This window comes from Streptomyces sp. NPDC054796 (assembly GCF_053611545.1).
The window spans coordinates 91,402-106,969 of sequence record NZ_JBSHAO010000006.1; the positions used below are offsets into that span (position 1 = coordinate 91,402).

Annotated in this window: 10 protein-coding genes; 4 read left to right on the forward strand and 6 right to left on the reverse strand. The window is 69.8% G+C overall.

The window, feature by feature from the left end; translation table 11 throughout:
* Positions 1 to 26: 26 nt before the first annotated feature.
* From ACWGJ2_RS07220 to ACWGJ2_RS07235, 4 genes are all read right to left on the reverse strand, one after another.
* The gene (locus tag ACWGJ2_RS07220; protein ID WP_453344986.1) at positions 27 to 1,637 is read right to left on the reverse strand and encodes an FAD-dependent oxidoreductase; all 1,611 of its coding nucleotides are present in this window, start codon (positions 1,635 to 1,637) and stop codon (positions 27 to 29) included.
* Positions 1,638 to 1,642: 5 nt separating this feature from the next.
* Positions 1,643 to 3,163, reverse strand: a complete 1,521-nt coding sequence (glpK, locus tag ACWGJ2_RS07225) for a glycerol kinase GlpK (RefSeq protein ID WP_453344987.1) — start codon at positions 3,161 to 3,163, stop codon at positions 1,643 to 1,645.
* A 94-nt stretch (positions 3,164 to 3,257) separates the two neighbouring features.
* The gene (locus ACWGJ2_RS07230) at positions 3,258 to 4,010 is read right to left on the reverse strand and encodes an MIP/aquaporin family protein (protein ID WP_453344988.1); all 753 of its coding nucleotides are present in this window, start codon (positions 4,008 to 4,010) and stop codon (positions 3,258 to 3,260) included.
* Between the two features lie 312 nt (positions 4,011 to 4,322).
* Entirely contained in the window at positions 4,323 to 5,087 is a 765-nt protein-coding gene (locus ACWGJ2_RS07235) for an IclR family transcriptional regulator (protein ID WP_453344989.1), read from the reverse strand.
* 333 nt (positions 5,088 to 5,420) lie between these two features.
* Here ACWGJ2_RS07235 and metH point away from each other — a divergent pair, with 333 nt between their 5' ends.
* From metH to ACWGJ2_RS07255, 4 genes are all read left to right on the forward strand, one after another.
* On the forward strand, positions 5,421 to 8,933 hold the full coding sequence (metH, locus tag ACWGJ2_RS07240) for a methionine synthase (RefSeq protein WP_453344990.1): 3,513 nt from the start codon (positions 5,421 to 5,423) through the stop codon (positions 8,931 to 8,933).
* A gap of 206 nt (positions 8,934 to 9,139) precedes the next feature.
* Positions 9,140 to 9,841 (forward strand): HAD family hydrolase, encoded by a 702-nt coding sequence (locus ACWGJ2_RS07245; protein ID WP_453344991.1) that lies wholly within the window; start codon positions 9,140 to 9,142, stop codon positions 9,839 to 9,841.
* Between the two features lie 467 nt (positions 9,842 to 10,308).
* Complete coding sequence (locus ACWGJ2_RS07250) at positions 10,309 to 11,910, forward strand: ABC transporter substrate-binding protein (protein ID WP_453344992.1); 1,602 nt, start codon at positions 10,309 to 10,311, stop codon at positions 11,908 to 11,910.
* Between the two features lie 171 nt (positions 11,911 to 12,081).
* Positions 12,082 to 13,710, forward strand: a complete 1,629-nt coding sequence (locus ACWGJ2_RS07255) for an ABC transporter substrate-binding protein (RefSeq protein ID WP_453344993.1) — start codon at positions 12,082 to 12,084, stop codon at positions 13,708 to 13,710.
* 95 nt (positions 13,711 to 13,805) lie between these two features.
* Here the strand turns inward: ACWGJ2_RS07255 and ACWGJ2_RS07260 are convergent, their stop codons facing one another.
* Positions 13,806 to 14,477 (reverse strand): response regulator, encoded by a 672-nt coding sequence (locus tag ACWGJ2_RS07260; RefSeq protein ID WP_453344994.1) that lies wholly within the window; start codon positions 14,475 to 14,477, stop codon positions 13,806 to 13,808.
* A gap of 47 nt (positions 14,478 to 14,524) precedes the next feature.
* Complete coding sequence (locus ACWGJ2_RS07265; protein ID WP_453344995.1) at positions 14,525 to 15,511, reverse strand: RecB family exonuclease; 987 nt, start codon at positions 15,509 to 15,511, stop codon at positions 14,525 to 14,527.
* Positions 15,512 to 15,568: the final 57 nt, after the last annotated feature.

Consider the following 15,568-nt stretch of genomic DNA (forward strand, 5'->3'; position numbering starts at 1 on the left):
CAGACCTCTGAGACCTCTCGGGCCGCTCAGGCGTCGCGCTCGGCGAGCAGCTTCTCCACCCGCTCGCGGACGTCGTCCGTGTCCAGCCCGCGCACCGTCAGCGTGGTGCGGCGGCGCAGCACGTCGTCGGCGGTCTGCGCCCACTCGTGGTCGCGCGCGTAGACGACCTGGGCCCAGATCTCAGGGCCGTCCGGGTGGATGCGCTCGCCCAGCGACGGGTCCTCGTTGACCAGCCGCGCGATGTCGAAGGACAGCGAGCCGTAGTGCGTAGCGAGCTGACGCGCCGTCAGCGGGTCCATCCGCACGCCGGGCTCGCGGTCGACCAGCAGCCGGTGCGCGACCGCGTTCGGGTTGGCGATGCCGGGCAGCGGGGTGCGCCGCACCAGGTCCTTCACTGGCTCCATGTCCTCGGCGAGGGCACCGCCGGGCAGCTTCGCGAGCTTGTTCATGACGGTGCGCCCGATGTGCCGGTACGTCGTCCACTTGCCGCCCGCGACCGACAGCATGCCGCCCCGGCCCTCGCTGACGACGGTCTCGCGCTTGGCGGACTCCACGCCGCCGGGGCCGCCGGGCAGCACCCGCAGACCGGCGAACGCGTAGCTCATCAGGTCCCGGCTCAGGTGCTCGTCGCGCACAGAGAAGGCCGCCTCGTCCAGGATCTGCTGGATGTCGGCCTCGGTCGCGCGCACGTCGGCCGGGTCGCCCTCGTACGCCTCGTCGGTGGTGCCCAGCAGGAGCTGGTCCTCCCACGGCAGCGCGAAGGTGATGCGGTACTTGTCGATCGGCGTGGCCATCGCCGCGCGCCACGGCGCCTTGCGCTTGAGCACCAGGTGGGCGCCCTTGGACAGCCGGATGCTGGGCGAGGAGCCCTTGTCCTCCAGCTTGCGCAGGTGGTCGACCCAGGGGCCCGTCGCGTTGAGGACCAGCCGCGCGTCGATGCCGAACTCGCTGCCGTCCGTACGGTCGCGCAGCTCGGCGCCCGTGACGCGCCCGCGCGTGAAGCGCAGCCCGGTGACCTCGGCGTGGTTGAGCACGACGGCGCCCGACTCGACGGCCGCGCGCACGGTCATGACGGCCATGCGCGAGTCGTTCATCTGGTGGTCGCCGTAGACCGCGACGGCCTTCAGGTTCTCGGTGCGCAGACCGGGGTTGTCTGCGGCGGCCTTCGCGGGGGAGATGACCTTGCCGACGCCGTCACCGAAGGCGGACAGCGCGGAGTACGCGAAGACGCCCGCGCCGAGCTTGGCCGCGCCGTGCGGGCCGCCCTTGTAGACGGGCAGGTAGAAGGTCAGCGGGTTCACCAGATGCGGGGCCACGTCCTTGGCCAGCACCCGCCGCTCGTGGTGGTTCTCCGCCACCAGCTTGACCGCACCGGTCTGGAGGTAACGCAGACCGCCGTGCACCAGCTTGGAGGAGGCGGAGGAGGTGGCGCCGGCGAAGTCGCCGGCGTCCACCATCGCCACCCGCAGACCCGACTGCGCCGCATGCCAGGCGACCGAGGTGCCCAGGATGCCGCCGCCGATCACCAGCAGGTCGTACGTCGCGTTCGCGAGCAGCTCTCTGGTCTCGGCACGGCTCGGGTTGGTGCCGGCAGCCGGGTGCGTCCCGAGGGTGGGGACGCTCTGCGCGGTGTTCATGTCGATCAGTTCTCCTCTTCGATCCAGCCCATGGTCCGCTCCACGGCCTTGAGCCAGCTCTTGTACTCGCGGTCTCGTACGGCCGCGTCCATACGGGGGGTCCATTCGGCGGCGCGCTTCCAGTTGGCGCGCAGCTCGTCGGTGTCCGACCAGAAGCCGACGGCGAGCCCGGCGGCGTAGGCGGCGCCGAGGCAGGTGGTCTCGGCGACCATGGGGCGCACGACGGGCGCGTCCATGAAGTCCGAGATGGTCTGCATCAGCAGGTTGTTGGAGGTCATGCCGCCGTCGACCTTCAGCGCGGTCAGCTCGACGCCGGAGTCCTTCTGCATCGCGTCGACGATCTCGCGGGTCTGCCAGGCCGTGGCCTCCAGCACCGCGCGCGCGAGGTGCGCCTTGGTGACGTAGCGCGTCAGGCCGGCGATGACGCCGCGCGCGTCGGAGCGCCAGTACGGCGCGAACAGGCCGGAGAAGGCCGGGACGAAGTAGGCGCCGCCGTTGTCCTCGACGGAACTGGCGAGGGTCTCGATCTCGGCGGCCGAGTTGATCAGGCCCATCTGGTCGCGCATCCACTGCACCAGCGACCCCGTGACCGCGATGGAGCCCTCCAGCGCGTAGACGGGCTTCTGCTCGCCGATGCGGTAGCCGACGGTGGTCAGCAGGCCGTTGTAGGAGTTGACGGCCTCGTGCCCGGTGTTCAGCAGCAGGAAGGTGCCGGTGCCGTACGTCGACTTGGCCTCGCCCTTGTCGAAACACGTCTGGCCGAACAGGGCCGCCTGCTGGTCGCCCAGGGCCGAGGCGACGGGCACGCCCGCGAGCGCTCCGGTGGCCTCGCCGTAGACCTCGGCGGAGGAGCGGATCTCGGGCAGCACGGCCGTCGGCACGCCCATGGACTGGCAGATCGACTCGTCCCACTCCATGGAGTGGAGGTTCATCAGCATGGTGCGCGAGGCGTTGGTGACGTCGGTGACGTGCCGTCCGCCGTTGACGCCGCCGGTGAGGTTCCAGATCACCCAGGAGTCCATGGTCCCGAAGAGGATCTCGCCGTTCTCGGCGCGCTCCCGCAGGCCCTCGACGTTGTCGAGCAGCCAGCGGATCTTCGGGCCCGCGAAGTAGGAGGCCAGGGGCAGCCCGGTCTGCCGGCGGAAGCGGTCCTGGCCGACGTTGCGGCCCAGCTCGTGGCAGAGCGCGTCGGTGCGGGTGTCCTGCCAGACGATGGCGTTGTGCACCGGCTGGCCTGTGTTCTTGTCCCACAGGAGCGTGGTCTCGCGCTGGTTGGTGATGCCCAGCGCCTTCACGTCGTCCTTGCTGATCCCGGCCTGCGCCAGGGCTCCGGCGACCACCCGCTGGACATTGGTCCAGATCTCCGCGGCGTCGTGCTCGACCCAGCCCGGCTTCGGGAAGATCTGCTCGTGCTCCTTCTGGTCGACCGAGACGATGCGGCCGTCCTTGTCGAAGACGATGCAGCGGCTGGAGGTCGTGCCTTGGTCGATGGCCGCGATGAAGGGCCCGGTGTGGGTGTCGCTCATGTCGTGCTCCAAGAAGTTCGGTAGGTGTGCGGGCTCGGGCTCGGGCTCGGGCTGCGGTGCCGCGGGCGGCACCGGGGCCGGTCGCGGGGGCGGCTCAGGCGAAGGCGACCTGGTAGACGCCGCCCGCGATGGCTCCGCCGAGGAGCGGGCCCACGACCGGGATCCACGCGTAGGTCCAGTCCGAGCCGCCCTTGTTCGGCAGCGGCAGCAGCGCGTGCACGATGCGCGGGCCGAGGTCGCGGACCGGGTTGATCGCGTACCCCGTGGGGCCGCCCAGCGAGAGGCCGATGCCCACGACCACGAGGGCCGTCAGCAGCGCGCCGATCCCGGAGACGCCCACACCCTTGGTGAGGCCCTGGGTGAGGATCGCGATCACCAGTACGAAGGTGGCGATGACCTCGGTGGCCAGGTTCTGCGCGGCGTTGCGGATCTCGGGGGAGGTGAAGAAGACGCCGTGCACAGGGCCCGGGTTCGCGTCCTTCAGCGGCTCGACCTCCGGATCGGTGAGGTGGGCCTGGAAGTGTCCGTAGTACGCGATCCAGACGAGCACGGCACCGATCATCGCGCCGAGCAGCTGGCAGGCGAAGTAGAGCGGAACATCCGCCCACTTCGTGGTCCCCTCGATGGCGAGGCCGACGGTGACCGCCGGATTGAGGTGCGCGCCGGAGACCTGAGCGACATAGGCGCCGGTCAGCACGGCGAAGCCCCAGCCGAAGGCGATGGCGACCCAGCCCGCCCCGAACGCCTTGGAACGCTTGAGGCTCACCGCGGCGCAGACGCCGCCACCCAGCAGAATGAGGACGGCGGTCCCTATGGTCTCGCCGAAGAAGATGTCGGAGCTGGACACCCGTGACTCCTTTGTCCTTGTCCAGATGTAGGGCGGACCGGGTCCCGTCCGGTGTTCGACAATGTCGACCGCCGAACGGCAGTTTTCTCTTCAGTGAAGAGATCGTCAAGGGGTTGTGACTCAGGACTCCCATGTCCACCCTGCTGCTTCAGCCGTGCTTACGCCTGCTGGGCTGCTCCCCGTGAGGAGCGGCGCCCTGCGGCGACACCGCACCCGGCCGCGCCCCGCCCAGCGGCGGCGCCCCTAGGGGGTGTCTTCAGCGTCCCGTCTGGGCGGCCTGGCGGCCGGACGACGCTACTTTGAAGACACCCCCTAAAAACGCCGCGCCCCCAGGTCCCGCGAGACGGCGCGCGCGCAGTCCCGTACCGCCGCGACCAGCCTCGGCCGCAGCTCCCCGTCCTCGCACACCCGCTCCACGGCCCCTGTCACCCCGACCGCGCCCACCGGCATCCTGCGCCGGTCGTGGATCGGCGCCGCGACCGAGGCCAGCCCCTCCCAGGTCTCCTCGACGTCCCCGGCCCAGCCCCGCGCCCGCGTCATGTCCAGGACGCTCTCGAAGCCCTCCAGGTCCGTGACGGTGTGCTCCGTGAAGCCCTGGCGCTCGCCGTCGGCCGCCTCGCTGTGCGCGACGGGGTCGTGCGCGGCGATGACCTTGCCGAGCGCGGTGCTGTGCAGCGGCTGCATCGCGCCGACCTCCAGCACCTGACGGCTGTCGTCGGGCCGGAAGACGTGGTGCACGATCAGCACACCCTGCTGGTGGAGCACGCCCAGATAGACGCTCTCGCCGCTGGAGCGCGCCAGGTCGTCGGCCCAGACGAGGGCGCGCGCCCGCAGCTCGTGCACGTCGAGATAGCTGGTCCCCAGGCGCAGCAGCTCAGCGCCGAGCTGGTACTTGCCCGTCGTCGGCTCCTGCTCGACGAAGCCCTCCTGCTGGAGGGTGCGGATGAGGCCGTGCGCCGTGCCCTTGGGCAGCTCCAGGGAGGAGGCGATGTCGGAGAGGCCGAGCCGCCGCTCGCCGCCCGCCAGCAGGCGCAGCACCGCCGCGGCGCGCTCCAGCGACTGGATGGTCCGGGCCATCAGGCACCTCCCTGACCTGCTCTTCGTGATCGGATTCGACAATGCCGAACGGTATCGCGTCATGTCGACACGACGGAACCCGGGGGCGCGGCCCGGGCCGGACAGCGTCGGTTTTCGGCCGGGGAACGACGCTTCCCGGGCCGACGGCGGGGCAGGGGTCCCGGCGCGGTTCCTTCCGGGGTCCTCCGCGGCGTCCGCGCCGGGGGGCCACGGGTGTCCGCTTGGCGGAACGTCCCCCTGGGGTCTTGTGCTCGACCGATACCCTGATCTGGTGCGCCGTTCCGCAGGGGCCGCGCATAGCCGACAGCCGTCGCACCCATAGGGAGCACCTTCATGGCCTCGCCGAGCACCACGTCCTCCGCCGCATACCCCCGGGCTGACGCCCTCCGCCAGGCACTGGCGGAGCGAGTGGTCGTCGCCGACGGGGCGATGGGCACCATGATCCAGGCGCAGGACCCCAGCCTCGACGACTTTCAGCAGCTCGAAGGCTGCAACGAGATCCTCAACGTCACCCGCCCTGACATCATCCGCGCCGTCCACGAGGAGTATTTCGCCGCGGGCGTCGACTGCGTGGAGACCAACACCTTCGGCGCCAACCACGCGGCGCTGGGCGAGTACGACATCACGGACCGGGTCTACGAGCTGTCGGAGAAGGGCGTGCGGATCGCCCGCGACGTCGCCGACGAGTTCCAGGCCAAGGACGGCCGCGACCGCTGGGTACTGGGCTCCATGGGCCCCGGCACCAAGCTGCCCACGCTCGGACACGCCCCGTACACCGTGCTGCGCGACGCCTATCAGAGCAACGCCGAGGGCATGATCGCGGGCGGCGCCGACGCGCTGCTCGTGGAGACCACGCAGGACCTCCTCCAGACGAAGGCGTCCATCATCGGCGCCCGCCGCGCCATGGACGCGCTCGGCGCGAACCTCCCGCTCATCTGCTCGGTGACGGTCGAGACCACCGGCACCATGCTCCTCGGCTCCGAGATCGGCGCCGCGCTCACCGCGCTGGAGCCGCTGGGCATCGACATGATCGGGCTGAACTGCGCCACGGGCCCCGCCGAGATGAGCGAGCACCTGCGCTACCTCGCGCAGCACTCCCGGGTGCCGATCTCCTGCATGCCCAACGCGGGCCTGCCCGTCCTGGGCAAGGACGGCGCCTACTATCCGCTCACCCCGGGCGAGCTGGCCGACGCGCACGAGACCTTCGTCCGCGACTACGGCCTCTCCCTCGTCGGCGGCTGCTGCGGCACCACGCCCGAGCACCTGCGCCAACTGGTGGAGCGGGTGCGCGGCACCGAGCCGACCCCGCGCGACCCGCGGCCCGAGCCCGGCGCCGCCTCGCTCTACCAGACGATCCCGTTCCGCCAGGACACCTCGTATCTGGCCATCGGCGAGCGGACGAACGCGAACGGCTCCAAGAAGTTCCGCGAGGCCATGCTCGAAGGCCGCTGGGACGACTGCGTCGAGATGGCCCGCGACCAGATCCGCGAGGGCGCCCACATGCTCGACCTGTGCGTCGACTACGTGGGCCGCGACGGCGTCGAGGACATGAACGAGCTGGCCGGACGCTTCGCCACCGCCTCCACGCTCCCCATCGTGCTGGACTCCACCGAGGTTCCCGTCATCCAGGCGGGCCTGGAGAAGCTCGGCGGGCGCGCGGTCATCAACTCCGTCAACTACGAGGACGGCGACGGCCCCGAGTCCCGCTTCGCGAAGGTCACCGCGCTGGCCGCCGAGCACGGCGCCGCGCTCATCGCGCTGACGATCGACGAGGAGGGCCAGGCACGCACCGCCGAGCACAAGGTCGCCATCGCCGAACGCATCATCGACGACCTCACGGGCAACTACGGGATCCGTGAGTGCGACATCCTCATCGACTGCCTCACCTTCACCATCTGCACCGGTCAGGAGGAGTCGCGGGGCGACGGCGTCGCCACCATCGAGGCGATCCGGGAGCTGAAGCGCCGCCGCCCGGACGTCCAGACCACCCTCGGTCTGTCCAACATCTCCTTCGGCCTCAACCCTGCGGCCCGCATCGTCCTGAATTCCGTCTTCCTCGACGAGTGCGTCAAGGCAGGGCTCGACTCGGCCATCGTCCACGCCTCCAAGATCTTCCCGATCGCGCGTCTTGAGGAGGAGCAGGTCAAGACGGCGCTCGACCTCATCTACGACCGGCGCTCCGAGGGCTACGACCCGCTCCAGAAGCTCATGGAGCTGTTCGAGGGCGCCACCGCCAAGTCCATGAAGGCGGGCAAGGCCGAGGAACTGGCGGCCCTGCCGCTGGACGAGCGGCTCCAGCGCCGCATCATCGACGGCGAGCGCAACGGCCTGGAGGCCGACCTCGACGCCGCGCTGGAGGAGCGCCCCGCACTGGAGATCGTCAACGACACCCTGCTCGCGGGCATGAAGGTCGTCGGCGAGCTGTTCGGCTCCGGACAGATGCAGCTTCCCTTCGTGCTCCAGTCCGCCGAGGTCATGAAGACCGCGGTGGCCTACCTGGAGCCGCACATGGAGAAGACCGACGACGACGGCAAGGGCACGATCGTGCTGGCCACCGTCCGCGGCGACGTGCACGACATCGGCAAGAACCTCGTCGACATCATCCTGTCCAACAACGGCTACAACGTCGTCAACCTCGGCATCAAGCAGCCGGTCTCCGCGATCCTGGACGCCGCCGAGGAGAACAAGGCCGACGTCATCGGCATGTCGGGCCTGCTGGTCAAGTCCACGGTGATCATGAAGGAGAACCTGGAGGAGCTGAACCAGCGCAAGATGGCCGCAGACTTCCCCGTCATCCTCGGCGGCGCCGCGCTCACCCGCGCCTACGTGGAGCAGGATCTGCACGAGGTCTACGAGGGCGAGGTCCGCTACGCCCGCGACGCCTTCGAGGGCCTGCGCCTCATGGACGCGCTGATGGGCATCAAGCGCGGCGTGCCCGGCGCCGAGCTGCCCCCGCTCAAGCAGCGCCGGGTGCCCAAGCGTGACGTCCAGGTCGCCGAGCCGGAGGTCAACGACGGCTCCGTGCGCTCCGACGTCGCCACCGACAACCCCGTACCCGAGCCGCCCTTCTGGGGCAGCCGCGTCATCAAGGGCATCGGGCTCAAGGAGTACGCCTCCTGGATCGACGAGGGCGCGCTGTTCAAGGGCCAGTGGGGCCTCAAGGAGTCGCGGACGGGGGAGGGCCCCTCGTACGAGGAACTGGTGGAGACCGAGGGACGGCCCAGGCTGCGCGGCTGGCTGGACGAGCTCCAGTCCAAGAACCTCCTGGAAGCGGCCGTCATCTACGGCTACTACCCCTGCGTCTCCAAGGGCGACGACCTGATCCTGCTGAACGAGGACGGCAGCGAGCGCACCCGCTTCACGTTCCCGCGCCAGCGGCGCGGACGGCGCCTGTGCATGGCCGACTTCTTCCGGCCCGAGGACTCCGGCGAGAAGGACGTGGTCGGGCTCCAGGTCGTCACCATCGGCTCGAAGGTGGACACGGCGGCGGCCGAGCTGTTCGCCAACAACAACTACCGCGACTACATGGAGCTGCACGGCGTCTCCGTGCAGCTCGCCGAGGCGCTGGCCGAGTACTGGCACGCGCGGGTCCGCTCCGAGCTGGGCTTCGCCGGGGAGGACCCGGACGAGATGAGCGGCATGTTCGACCTGAAGTACCGGGGCGCGCGCTTCTCCCTCGGCTACGGCGCCTGCCCGAACCTGGAGGACCGGGCGAAGATCGCCGACCTCCTCCAGCCGGAGCGGATCGGCGTCGAGCTGTCCGAGGAGTTCCAGCTCCACCCCGAGCAGTCCACGGACGCGATCGTGATCCACCACCCGGAGGCGAAGTACTTCAACGCACGGTGACCAGCGCTCGCACGGTGACCTGCGCTCGTACGGCGACGGCGCACGCACCGTGATCACCACTCGCACGGTGTTCAACCTGCCGTGACCGAGGTCGCCCGCCACGCGCGGGCCCGCCGACGTACACTGCTTGGTCCGGTACAGGCCGGTCACCCGGTTCCTTGGGAAGCGGGTGACCGGCCTTCTCGTCCCTTGAGGAGGCGTAGCGGATGACCAGCTCCATCCCCGCAGTCGGCACCCTGACGGCCGAAGGCGCTTCGCTGGAGGCCGTGCTGCTCGACATGGACGGCACTCTCGTCGACACCGAGGGCTTCTGGTGGGACTCCGAGGCCGCGGTCTTCGAGCGGCTGGGCCACAGGCTGCGCGACGAGTGGCGGCACGTGGTGGTCGGCGGGCCCATGACCCGCAGCGCGGGCTTCCTCATCGACGCCACCGGCGCCGACATCACCGTCGAGGAGGTCAGCGCGCTGCTCAACGCGGAGTTCGTCGCCCGGCTGGAGCGGGGCGTGCCCCTGATGCCGGGCGCCCGCAGGCTGCTCACCGAGCTGGCGGCGCACAGGGTGCCCGCCGCGCTGGTCTCCGCCTCCCACCGCACCGTCGTGGACCGGATGCTGGAGTCGCTGGGCCAGGAGCACTTCGCCCTCACCCTCGCGGGGGACGAGCTGGCGCGCACGAAGCCGCACCCCGACCCGTATCTGACGGCCGCGGCCCGCCTGGGCGCGGACCCGGCGCGCTGCGCCGTGGTCGAGGACACCGTGACGGGGGTGACGTCGGCGGAGGCGGCGGGCTGCCAGGTGGTGGCCGTACCGTCCGTCGCGCCCATCGAGCCGGTCGCGGGGCGCACGGTCGTGGAATCCCTCGAAGAAGTGGATCTGCCCTTTCTGCGCTCTCTGATCATGGTCGCGCACTGAGCGTGCGCAAAGCCGTGCCGCGCGTGGACAAAAAAGGCCGCTGAGTCTTCTCGCGCGGCCTTCGGTGCGGAATCCCGAACGGCCGCGGGAATAGCGCCGGAAACTGTCAGCACCGGTTCGCTTATTCTCCGTGACCCACCGAATGGCCGAATTCGCACGCCGGACGGTCGGCGGACATCCGTCGCGGGAAAGTGATGTTTGTCACGCGTTCGCGTGTCGACAGGAATGCACTTCCGTGGTGGAACGCCGCTTCGTCTCGCGATCCCCGCACCCTTGTGTCCCTATTGGTTCTGCGAAGCGCCATACGTTCCGGTGTCCGTATAGCGGATGGCCGACGCTCGATATCGGTTCCGGATAGCGGTTGCGCGGCGCCCTGTTCAGGATTGTCACCGCAGAGGTACTAACGTCTGCTTCCCGGCCTTTCCACCATGCAACAACCCCCGGCCGGACGAGGGAGACCGTCGACCATGAACCGCAAGATACTCGTGCTGCCCGCGCTGGCCGGGCTGCTCGTTCCCGTACTCGCCGGATGCGGCGGCGGAGCAGACGGGGACGACGGCGACGGCAAGCCCATCGTCGTGGGCACGACGGACAGCTTCGCGGTCAGCAAGGACACTCCAGCGCCCTTCGACCCGGCGGCGTCCTACGACGTCAGCGCCTGGAACGTCATGCGCAACACCTTCCAGACGCTGCTGCGGCTGCCCCGCTCGGGCACCGAGCCGGTGACGGACGCGGCCGAGCGCTGCGGATTCACCGACCAGCGCAACGAGCAGTACCGCTGCACCCTGCGCGACGGACTCACCTTCTCCAACGGCAACGAGCTGGACGCGAAGGACGTCGAGTTCTCCGTCAAGCGCCTGCTGCACATCGACTTCGCCAACGGGCCCGCCTCCCTCCTCAGCAATGTGGACAAGGCGGAGGCGACCAACAACAGGGAAATCGTCTTCCACCTCAAGAAGCCGGACGCGACCTTCCCGTACAAGCTCGCGACCCCCGCCGCCTCCATCGTGGACAGCGAGACCTATCCCGCGAACGGTTTCGTCAAGGGCTTCGACGTGACCGGCTCGGGCCCCTATGTGCTGGACGACTTCGACGCCAAGAAGAACAAGGCCGTCTTCACCAGGAACCCGGACTACAAGGGCACCCTGAATGTCAAGAACAGCCGCGTCGAGATGCGCTTCTTCAAGCGCTCTGCCGACATGGAGAAGGCACTCTCGGCGGGTGACATCGACCTGATGAACCGCACCATCTCGCCCGAACAGGTCGAGAAGCTGGAGACGCCCAAGGACGACGGCATCGAACTCGTCGAGCAGCCGGGCCAGGAAATCCGCTATCTCGTCTTCAACACCGACGACCGCACAGCGGGCCGTACCGCGGTGCGCAAGGCCATGGCCCAGGTCGTCGACCGCCAGCAGCTCGTACGCGATGTCTACGCGCGCACATCGGAGCCGCTGTACTCGATCGTCCCCGGCGGCCTCCCGGGCCACACCAACTCCTTCTTCAACGAGTACGGCGAGCCCGACACCTCCGCTGCGCGCGACACGCTGCGCGAGGCGGGCATCGACACCCCGGTGAAGATCACCCTCGCGTACACCACGGACCACTACGGCGACGTCACGGCCAAGGAGTTCAAGACCCTCAAGGAGCAGCTCAACGCCACCGGGCTCTTCCGCGCCGAGACCAAGGGCGTGCCCTGGGACAGCTACCGCCAGGCGGCGACCGAGGGGAAGTACCAGGTCTACGGCTACGGCTGGTTCCCTGACTTCCCGGACGCGGACAACTTCATCGCGCCCTTCTTCGAGAAGAACAACTTCCTCGACTCGCCGTACGACAACCACGAGATCAGGAACAAGCTGATCCCGCAGACCCGGCGCGAGGCCGACCGGGCCGGTACGACCTCGGACTTCAAGCGCGCCCAGGACATCGTCGCCGACGAGGTCCCGCTGCTGCCGCTGTGGCAGGGCAAGCAGTACATCGCCGCGCGCGACGACATCACCGGGGTCGAGTGGGCGCTCAACTCCGCCTCCGTGCTCCAGCTCTGGGAGCTGGGCCGGGGCGTGGGCAACTGAACCGCCCGAGCTGGGCCGAGGGGGCCGTGCGTTCCGTGAGCACATGTTCCGTGAGTACACGGGCCGTGAGCACACGGGACGCACAGAAGACGTGCATCACGCGGCAACGGCGCCCCGGGATGCCACGGACAACCGCAAAGAGACGAGAGAGACGGTAGGACGGACATGCGCGTGAGAAACCGTCAGGCCCGGTGGTCGGCCCGGGGGCAGGCCCGGTGGGCGGCTGCGCCCCTCACCGTCGCCGTGGCCGCCACGCTGCTCGCGGGGTGCGGCAGCGACGACGGCGAGGCCGCGGGCAAGGGGGAGCCCATCGTCATGGGGATGAGCGACGACGTCATCTCCACCGACCCGGCCTCCGGCTACGACCCCGCCTCCTGGCTGGTCTTCAACAACGTGTTCCAGTCCCTCCTGAGCTTCCCCAAGGGCTCCACCACGCCGCAGCCCGAGGCGGCCAGCCAGTGCGGCTTCACCGACAGCCGCACCCGCGTCTACTCCTGCACCCTGCGCGACGGGCTCCGCTTCAGCAACGGCAACGAGCTGACCTCCGAGGACGTCAAGTTCTCCTTCGACCGCACCCTGCGCATCGACGACGAGGCCGGCCCCGCCGTGATGCTGGACTCCATCGACGAGGTGACCACGACGGACAAGAAGACCGTCGTCTTCCGTCTCAAGTACCCGGACGCCACCTTCCCGCAGAAGATCGCCTCCGGCGCCGGGTCCATCGTCGACCACCGCTCGTACCCGAAGAACAGCCTCCGCAAGGACCAGAAGGCCGTCGGCTCCGGCGTCTACACCCTGGAGAGCTTCGACAAGAAGCAGGCCCGCTTCTCCGTCAACCCCCACTACCGCGGCCCCGCCGAGGCCCAGAACAGCGGCATGACGCTGAAGCTCTTCCACGGAGACCAGGACAGGCTGAAGAAGGCCGTCCAGAAGGGTGACGTCGACCTCGCCTACCGCGGCCTGTCCACCGCCGCGCTCGCCGGCCTGGAGGCGTCCTCGGGCACGGCGGGCAGCAACCGCCACATCCAGGTCGTCGAGGGCACCAGCGCCGAGGTCCAGCACGTCGTCTTCAACCTCAAGGACCCCGTCACGGGGAAGCTCGGCGTCCGCCAGGCCATCGCGTACCTCCTCGACCGGACCACCCTCATCCGCGACGTCTACAAGCGCACGGCCGAACCGCTCTACTCCGTCGTCCCCGCCGGGATCACCGGCCACAACACCGCCTTCTTCGACCGCTACGGCGAGCGCCCCCAGCGCGACAAGGCGGAGGCCGCGCTCAGGAGCGAGGGCATCCAGGGCAAGGTCGAGCTGACGCTGTGGGCCACACCCGTGCGCTACGGCCCCGACACGGTCAAGGAGTTCGAGGAGATAGCCGACCAGCTCAACGCCAGCGGCCTCTTCGACGCCAAGGTCAAGACCAGGGACATCGAGCAGTACGACAAGGACATCGCGGCCGGGAAGTACGGCGTCTACGTGAAGGGCTGGGTCCCCGACTACCCGGACGCCGACAACTTCACCGCCCCCTTCTTCGGCGAGGGCAACGTCCTGAGCAACGGCTACGACCCCGGACGCATCACCGGGCAGCTCCTGCCGCGCACCGCGAAGAAGAGCAACAGGGCCGACACCGTCCAGGACTTCGAGGCCGTCCAGGACCAGGTCGCCGAGGAGGTGCCGGTGCTGCCGGTGTGGCAGGGCAAGCAGTACGCCGTGGCCCGCGAGAACATCGCGGGTCTCGAGTGGACGCTGGACGCCTCGACGGTCTTCCGCTTCTGGGAGATCAGCAAGGGCGCCGACGGCTGACCGGAGACCCGGCGGGGACGGGGCCGGGGTCGTGACGGGGGCGCGCCGTGTCGGGCGCGCCCCCGGTCGCCTGTGCGGCTTACGGGCTTACGGGCCTACGGGGTGCCGGGGCGGACGAGCCCGCTCTCGTAGGCGTAGACCGCCGCCTGGACCCGGTCCCGCAGCCCCAGCTTCGTCAGCACATGGCCGACGTGCGTCTTGACCGTCGTCTCGCTGACGAACAGATCGGCGGCGATCTCCGCGTTCGACAGGCCGCGTGCCACCAGCTTCAGCACCTCGACCTCACGCTCCGTGAGCTGGTGCAGGGTGTCAGGGACGGGCTCGTCGCCCGAGGGCAGCTTGCCCGCGTACTTGTCGAGCAGGCGGCGGGTGATGCTCGGCGCGAGCATCGCCTCACCGGCCGCCACCACGCGGATCGCCTGCACCAGCTCGCCCGCGGGCGCGTCCTTGAGCAGGAAGCCGCTGGCACCGGCGCGCAGTGCCTCCACGACGTACTCGTCGAGATCGAAGGTCGTCAGCACCAGCACCTTGGCCGGGCCGTCCTTCGCGGGCCCCGTGATCCTGCGGGTGGCCTCGACACCGTCCATCCGGGGCATGCGGATGTCCATCAGGACCACGTCCGGCTGGAGCGCCCGCACCTGATCGAGGGCCTGGAGCCCGTCACCGGCCTCTCCGACCACGGCGATGTCCTGCTCCGCCTCCAGAATCATCCGGAATCCGGTGCGCAGCAGCGGCTGGTCATCGACCAGCAGGACGCGGATAGCCACGGAATCTCCTCCAGCGGACGTCAGGCGGCATGTGGGCCCATTCTTGCCTAAGCCCCCGGCAGGGGGTCCGCTGGGCCTTCCGCACGCGCTACGGGCGCCTGCGCCCCCGCTCGGGGCTCGGGCTCGGTGCGGGGCTCGGGGAGCCGGGGCTGGATGGTGAGGGGATACGGCGGGGGAGTGCCGCCGAACTCGGGACAGTGCGCCTGGTGGTCGCACCAGCCGCAGAGCTTGCTGCGCTTCGGACGCCAGTCACCGCTCTCCGTCGCGCGCGTGATCGCGTCCCACAGCGCCAGCAGCTTCCGCTCGACGCCGCGCAGGTCCTCCTCGTCCGGGTCGTACGTCAGGACGTCACCCTCGCCGCCCAGGAAGACCAGCTGGAGCCTGCGCGGGATCACCCCGCGCAGGCGCCAGAGCACCAGCGCGTAGAACTTCATCTGGAAGAGGGGCCCGTCCGTGTACTCGGGGCGGGGAGCCTTGCCCGTCTTGTAGTCCACGACGCGGACCTCGCCCGTCGGCGCGACATCGACGCGGTCGATGATCCCGCGCAGCCGGAGCCCCGACTCCAGCTTCGCCTCGACGAACAGCTCGCGCTCGGCGGGCTCCAGCCGGGTGGGGTCCTCCAGGGTGAACCAGCGCTCGACCAGCTCCTCGGCCTCCGCGAGCCACTGGGCCAGCCGCTTCCCTGCCGCATCCCCGGCACCGTCCGTCTCCTCGGCGCCCTCCGCGCCGTCCGCGCCCTCCGCCGTCTCCGTGTCCTCCGCGAAGAGCTGGGCCAGCTCCGGACGCTTCGCGAGCAGCCGCTCCCACTCGCGCACGACCAGGGAACGCGCGCGGGGAGCGCTGCGCTGCGCCGCGGGAGCGTCGAAGAGCCGCTCCAGCACCGCGTGGACGACGGTGCCGCGCGTGGCGGCGGGGGAAGGTTTCTCGGGCAATTTGTCGATCACCCGGAAGCGGTAGAGCAGCGGACACTGCATGAAGTCACTGGCCCGCGACGGCGACAGCGAGTTCGGAGGCGATGCGGCGCTGGTTCTCATGGGGGAAGACCCTACGGCCCATCACTGACAACGGGCGCATACCATCGACGGCACAGG

Bases quoted from the DNA above. Each gene is read 5' to 3' on its own strand.
- ACWGJ2_RS07245 (WP_453344991.1), top strand. From the start codon at position 9,140: ATGACCAGCTCCATCCCCGCAGTCGGCACCCTGACGGCCGAAGGCGCT.
- ACWGJ2_RS07265 (WP_453344995.1), bottom strand. From the start codon at position 15,511: ATGAGAACCAGCGCCGCATCGCCTCCGAACTCGCTGTCGCCGTCGCGG.
- ACWGJ2_RS07220 (WP_453344986.1), bottom strand. From the start codon at position 1,637: ATGAACACCGCGCAGAGCGTCCCCACCCTCGGGACGCACCCGGCTGCC.
- ACWGJ2_RS07250 (WP_453344992.1), top strand. From the start codon at position 10,309: ATGAACCGCAAGATACTCGTGCTGCCCGCGCTGGCCGGGCTGCTCGTT.
- glpK (WP_453344987.1), bottom strand. From the start codon at position 3,163: ATGAGCGACACCCACACCGGGCCCTTCATCGCGGCCATCGACCAAGGC.
- ACWGJ2_RS07235 (WP_453344989.1), bottom strand. From the start codon at position 5,087: ATGGCCCGGACCATCCAGTCGCTGGAGCGCGCCGCGGCGGTGCTGCGC.
- metH (WP_453344990.1), top strand. From the start codon at position 5,421: ATGGCCTCGCCGAGCACCACGTCCTCCGCCGCATACCCCCGGGCTGAC.